Origin of the sequence: Microcoleus sp. T3_A4, from assembly GCF_036700465.1 — a bacterium.
Classification (GTDB): domain Bacteria; phylum Cyanobacteriota; class Cyanobacteriia; order Cyanobacteriales; family Microcoleaceae; genus Microcoleus.
Window position 1 is genome coordinate 43,329 of the sequence record NZ_JAUBOY010000051.1, and the last position, 6,000, is coordinate 49,328.

Sequence of the window (6,000 nt, forward strand, 5' to 3'; positions counted from 1 at the left end):
TATTGATTATTCGTTGTTGGTTATTCGTTATTACAACTGCCAACTAACAACTGCCAACTGCCAACTGACAAATGCCAACTGACAACTGACAAAACCTTAGTCTAATTCATTTTCAAGAATAGTGGCGATCGCACTTTTAGCATTATCCTGAAACTCCCGAACATCCACCCTACCCAACAACCAAACAGCCAGAATCATACCCGCCGCCGGCACCGCAAACACCAACCCGTAAGCCAACATCGGCACCCCAAACAAACTTCTGCCCAAATCCAAAATAGCACCGCCACTAATCGTCGCCACACCTCGCGCCATCGCCTGCGACAAACCCCAAGCGCCAATAAAAGTCCCAGCAGTTTCTGCAGCAGTCAAATCCAACATCAAACTCAGCGCACCAGTCGTCGTAATACCTGAAGCAAAACCAAAAAACATTAAAGCCGACTTAAACACAATTGGATTACCAGTAAATCCAGATAAAATAATTAAACCAAAACAAGCCGCCACCGACAAACAGCCCAACCTAATCGTATTTTGCTTGCCAATGCGCGGCACAATTAAAAAACCAGTGGCGCTCAAACCGATCAGAGTACCAGTACCATAAATAGCATTCAACCGAGTAGTTTCCGAAATCGGCATCTTAAAAATTTCCCCGCCGTAAGGTTCCAAAACCGCATCCTGCATAAACAAGCAAATTGTCATAATCAGCAGGAAAGTAAAAAACAAACCGGTTTGGCGGCTAGCAGTCAAAATCCGCAGCGCACTTCCCAGAGTAATTTTATCTTCTCGATTCACTGCGGACGATCGCGCCCCGTAGCGCGAATACTTTTTCTCAACCCCAAAAGTGGCAATCCCCACCAACAGCAAAACCAGCGCCGGCACCTTCACAAACAAACCATTAATCGAAGCCTGCAAAACTTCTCGCGGCACATCCCCATCAATTTGCTTCAGCAAACCGCTGCTAACAATCGCCCCGATAATAATACCAACCATCAGCATCGACCACACCACACCCACCAACTTCGATCGATCCTCCTCATCCGAAACATCTACCAACAAAGCCGCAAAAGGAGTCGAACTCGAACAAATAGCAATACCGTAAAGTGCAAAAATCAAACCCAACAAACCCACCCAACCGTAAGTAGGAGTAGTCCACCCCACAGCCTCCAAACTGCTGCCCAAGCGCCACATCACCTGTACCGCCAAAAAAGCAGAAATCACAAACAAAACGCTTCCTACCCACACATAACCCGTGCGGTGATGGCCAAACAAAGGCTTAGCATCAGACATTTGCCCAAACCACACCCTAGCCGGCGCGACAAACTGGTGCATCGCCAGGGTACCCGCCACCACAGTAGCCGGAATCGCCAACTCTTTAATCATGACGCGATTGAGCACCCCCAGCGTCAAAATCGACATCATGCCCAATCCCATCTGAAACAAACCCAACCGGAACATAGTCGCGAGGGTAACTCTTTTGATAGCAGGAGTCGCGGAATCTGTTAATCTAGAATCTGGCAAACGGTCGATCGACATAACTATTCAAATAAACACAGCATGACTCATTTATAGTAACTGAGATACCCGCCACCAGCCGCCATTCCTCCCCAGGCTAGAAGCTCGATCGCGAGTATTTATATAAAAATAATAGATAATAAAGAATTGTGGATTTACCAACCGTGACAACCATTACCCTAGGACAAAATGGCCCAGCCGTCATTCCCCTGTGCGTCGGAACTTGGGCTTGGGGCGACAAACTATTTTGGAACTACGGCAGCAACTACGGCGCCGCCGAAGTCGAAGCAGCATTCAAAACATCCCTAGACAGCGGAGTCAACTTTTTCGACACAGCCGAAGTCTACGGTAACGGCTTGTCAGAAGAATTGCTGGGGCAGTTTCTCAAAAAAACCACCCAACCCGTGCAAATAGCCACAAAATTCGGCCCCGTACCTTGGCGGATTACAGGAAAATCAGTTTCCGACGCTTTGAGTGCCAGCTTAAAACGCTTGCAAGTAGAACAAATAGCCCTCTACCAAGTGCACTGGCCCTTCACTTTTTTACTGAGTCAAGAAACCCTAATGAACGCCTTAGCCGAGGAAGTCAAACAAGGCAGAATTCAAGCAGTAGGAGTCAGCAACTATTCAGTAGAACAGATGCGGCAAGCCCACAAAATACTAGCAGCCAGAGGCGTTCCCCTAGCAACAAATCAAGTCCGCTACTCATTGCTGTCGCGGCAAGTAGAAAAACAAGGAATTGTGAGTGCAGCCCGCGAATTGGGCGTCACAATTTTAGCGTACAGCCCCTTAGCCCAAGGATTGCTCACCGACAAATACACAGCCCAAGAACAACCTACAGGAGCCCGCAAAATGGACTCCCGCTTCAGTAAAAGCGGCATCGAAAAAATCGAATTAGTCATGTCCACCCTGCGGAAAATGGGCCGAAAGCGCGATCGCACGCCCGCCCAAGTTGCCCTAAACTGGTTAATATGCCAAAACGGAGTCATCCCCATTCCCGGCGCCAAAACTGCCAAACAAGCCCAAGAAAATGCAGGCGCATTAGGCTGGAATTTGAGCCAAGATGAAGTCAATCAATTAGAACTAATGACTCGTCCTTGGCGAGAATAAATTTGTTAATTGTTGACTGTTGACTGTTGACTGTAGGTTGTTTTTACTTCGGTCTACCCAACCTACAGTTCACTGCCTTCTTCCGATTCTTCACCTTCGATAATTAATCCGTGTATCCGTGTCAAAATCAGTGTCGTGCCTTCCTTCTTCCTTTGTCTTACTATGAAAATCTTAACTGACTGGGGCTTCACACGCGAAGGCTGGCGCAATAACAGCCGCGGCGAATATTTAGTTTTGCTTCAAGGAGGATTGCTCACAGGATTTGTAATCTTACCAGTTTATCAACTGCCAGGATTAAAAATTCAATCAACCCACTTACTTTATATTATCTGGTTTATGGCCAGTATTCTCGGCTTAACCGGATTAATTTTCATCATCAAAGGATTGATAGACTTAGGAAAAAACCTCACACCTTTACCATATCCCAGAGAAGACGGAGAATTAGTCCAAACAGGCATTTACGGAATAGTGCGGCATCCATTATACAGCGGCTTAATTTTAGCAGCCCTCGGCTGGACACTTTTCCAAATGAGCATATCCCACTTAATAGCCAGCGCACTATTAATAATACTTTTCGAGATCAAAGCCAACCGAGAAGAAACCTGGTTAACCAAAAAATATCCAGACTATTCAGAGTACCGCCAGCGAGTAAAAAAAATAATTCCCGGAATTTATTAAAAGTTCGATCTAAAAACCTCGCTGTCAACAGTCAACAGTCAACAGTCAACTGTTTAAAGACCATTACCAATTAGAATAAACGGTGCCCAGTAGTATGGATGATGCAAACGACTGGCCACTGACGGTTTCAAACCGCTGCGAGTTTGAGCTAAAATTGATAAATTGGCCGATCGACCGAACACCGAATCATCACCTGTAATTAAGGCAATTTGCGCTTTTTGCAAAGCTTCTGCCTTCTTATTTCCTGACAGCAACGCCGTATAAAAAGCAATCATCAATGCTTGAGTACCGCCATCATGTACTTTCCATAAAGAAGCGATCGCAGCTTTTGCTCCTGTTTCCTGTATCTGGTAGCCAAAACCTAAAATTTCTTCTCCATTACCTAGTTTACCACCTATCCCCGTCTCGCAAGCACTCAATACTACCAAGTCTACATTTAGTAGGTTTAAAGTTTGAATATCGGGCAGGGTAATTACAGCCCCATCACCTAGCAAAATAAACGAATCTTCTGGTTGTCCGGTAACAAACATAGCATGAGTTGCCAAATGAATAATGTTATAATCTGGCAAGCGGGGAATCATTGTGGCACGATTGAATTCCCGATCTATTAATTTTGTAGTTCCTGGCATCATCGCAGCTAAATTTTCTACTTCCAGCCCCGCAAATGGCAAACCAGACAAACCAAATCGAGTAGACCCCCGTTCAATATTATAACGACCCGCAGCAAAAGCACCAGCTAAAATGCGAGGTTGAGAAGCCGTTTCTACATTGAATTTTGTGAGGCTCGTAGCAGTAATATTATTAATGGCAAACCGCTGCCCCAACCATTGTTTACCATCATATAAAGCTGCTAGAGGAATGTAGCGCAACTGTCCGTCAGGAGCATAAATAATGCTTTTAGCTTGTGCTTCAGTCAGATCGTCTTCTAGGGGTTTGATTAACCAATTATAAAGTTTCTTAGCTGGGATTGTGGCATCGGATGTGGGATCTTCCAAAGCCATGCGAAATTCCACAATTGCTTGATTGAGTTCTTGTTTTTTAACTGCTACAGTACGTCGGAATGGGGGAGAGTCAGCAGTTGTTATTACCAATTCTAAACGGTCTTCTAAAATTAAAGGCTGAATCAATACGGCTTTTTTTTCTAACCGCTGCAATAGGTCTCCCCGTATGGTATTGAGTTGAGCTAGATTCACAGTTTGTACTCTAGCATTAGGGCTGAGTAGTCGGACAATAGCAACAATTTCAGCGGAGTTAATAAATTCATTGAATGTGCCGCGCATTTCCTGCTGCATTTGCCTGAGATTGGCGATTTCTTGTTGCTGTTGGGAGGTGCGGTTAGCTACGGGAATTTTTTCTAATTCAGCAAGCTTTCTGCCTAGTTGAATTTCTCTATTTAAAATTTCCTTGTGCCTGTTGCGAATTTGCTGTTCTTGAGGAGTTAAGGGAATGCCTTGTGCCGTTTGTTCGTTTCCCCGAACGGAACGGAGATAATCTTCTATTTCTTGAATTTTGAGTAAATCGAGGACTTGTTGTGCTTCTAAAACTCGGTCTTGTTGCAGTAATAAATCGGCGAGACGGCGGTAGGTATCGGCGACAGTTGTTGTATAAGAGCGCTGTTGTTCGGCGGGGAGAGAGCGTAATTGGGTGCGAATTGATTCGGTAATGTTGACAGATTCTTTATAGAAAATTATGGCTAATTCTGGTTGATTTTGTTTGGAGATTACGTCAGCAATGTTACTGAGAGTAATTCTTTCTCCAGGGCGATCGCCTACTTCTTTACGGATTGCTAAAGATTCCTGATATAATTGCAAAGCCTGGGAATATTGACTAATTATTTGATGAACTGTACCTAAACTGTCCAGGGTATCACCTACATCCTTACGATTGCCAAGCTTTTGGAAAATTGACAATGCTTGTTTGAGGACATCTATGGCTTGAGAATACTGACCTAACTGCTGGTAAACTACGCCTAAATTGTTAAGGGTCTTTCCAAATCCTGTAATATCGCCAATCTCTTTCCTAATAATTAAAGCTTGCTGATAGGAGTTTAATGCTTGGGCATACTGACTCATTTTAACATAAACCAAACCAATGTTATGAAGAGTTGTTCCCATGCCTCGTTTATTATTTGTTGCTTGATAAGTAGCTAAAGCTTGTTGATATAAGTTTAGTGCTTCCGAGTATTGACCCAGTTCGCTATAGGTTGAACCAGTTCGATCGAGAATATCAGCTTTATAAGTAGGATTATTTAAAATTTCAAATATCGCTAACGCTTGCTGATAAAACTCTAAAGCACGAACATACTCTCCCAAATTTCCGTAAATTATTCCAAGATTGGCTAAGGCACGTCCTTCACCAGCTCGATCTCTCTCTTCTCTACTAATAGTAAGAGCTTTTTGATAGAACTCTAAAGCACGATAATAATCCCCCATTTCTTGATAAACAGCACCAAGATGATTGAGAGTGTTACGAACTCCTGCTCGATCGTTAAACTCTTGACGAATAACGAGAGCTTGCTGCAATACTTCTAACGCTGCTTGGTATTCGCCTAATAATCCATATACGTCTCCAAGATTGTGGAGAGTAGCTGCTTCCCCAGTACGATCGCCTAAATTTCGACGCACTTCTAACAATACTCCGGACAGTTTTTAAGCAGCCAGAGTACCATAAGACAAGACTGAAGGAAGGTTAGGGTGATTTAAAA

The 6,000-nt window shown here is 44.0% G+C and carries 4 protein-coding genes; 2 read left to right on the forward strand and 2 right to left on the reverse strand.

Annotated elements, in window-relative coordinates:
- Window positions 1-96 precede the first annotated feature (96 nt).
- Window positions 97-1,530: a BCD family MFS transporter gene (locus tag QUA07_RS24380; protein WP_333330257.1), complete on the reverse strand. Its 1,434-nt coding sequence runs from the start codon at window positions 1,528-1,530 to the stop codon at window positions 97-99.
- A 143-nt stretch (window positions 1,531-1,673) separates the two neighbouring features.
- Here QUA07_RS24380 and QUA07_RS24385 point away from each other — a divergent pair, with 143 nt between their 5' ends.
- Both QUA07_RS24385 and QUA07_RS24390 read left to right on the forward strand, forming a co-directional pair.
- The gene (locus QUA07_RS24385) at window positions 1,674-2,618 is read left to right on the forward strand and encodes an aldo/keto reductase (protein WP_333330269.1); all 945 of its coding nucleotides are present in this window, start codon (window positions 1,674-1,676) and stop codon (window positions 2,616-2,618) included.
- Window positions 2,619-2,780: 162 nt separating this feature from the next.
- Window positions 2,781-3,296, forward strand: a complete 516-nt coding sequence (locus tag QUA07_RS24390) for an isoprenylcysteine carboxylmethyltransferase family protein (protein ID WP_333330260.1) — start codon at window positions 2,781-2,783, stop codon at window positions 3,294-3,296.
- Between the two features lie 53 nt (window positions 3,297-3,349).
- On the opposite strand, the gene QUA07_RS24395 is transcribed toward QUA07_RS24390, so the two are convergent.
- Window positions 3,350-5,920 carry a tetratricopeptide repeat protein gene (locus tag QUA07_RS24395; RefSeq protein ID WP_333330263.1) on the reverse strand — a complete coding sequence of 857 codons (2,571 nt, stop codon included), beginning with the start codon at window positions 5,918-5,920 and terminating at the stop codon, window positions 3,350-3,352.
- Window positions 5,921-6,000: the final 80 nt, after the last annotated feature.

Bases quoted from the DNA above. Each gene is read 5' to 3' on its own strand.
- QUA07_RS24380 (WP_333330257.1), bottom strand. From the start codon at position 1,530: ATGTCGATCGACCGTTTGCCAGATTCTAGATTAACAGATTCCGCGACT.
- QUA07_RS24390 (WP_333330260.1), top strand. From the start codon at position 2,781: ATGAAAATCTTAACTGACTGGGGCTTCACACGCGAAGGCTGGCGCAAT.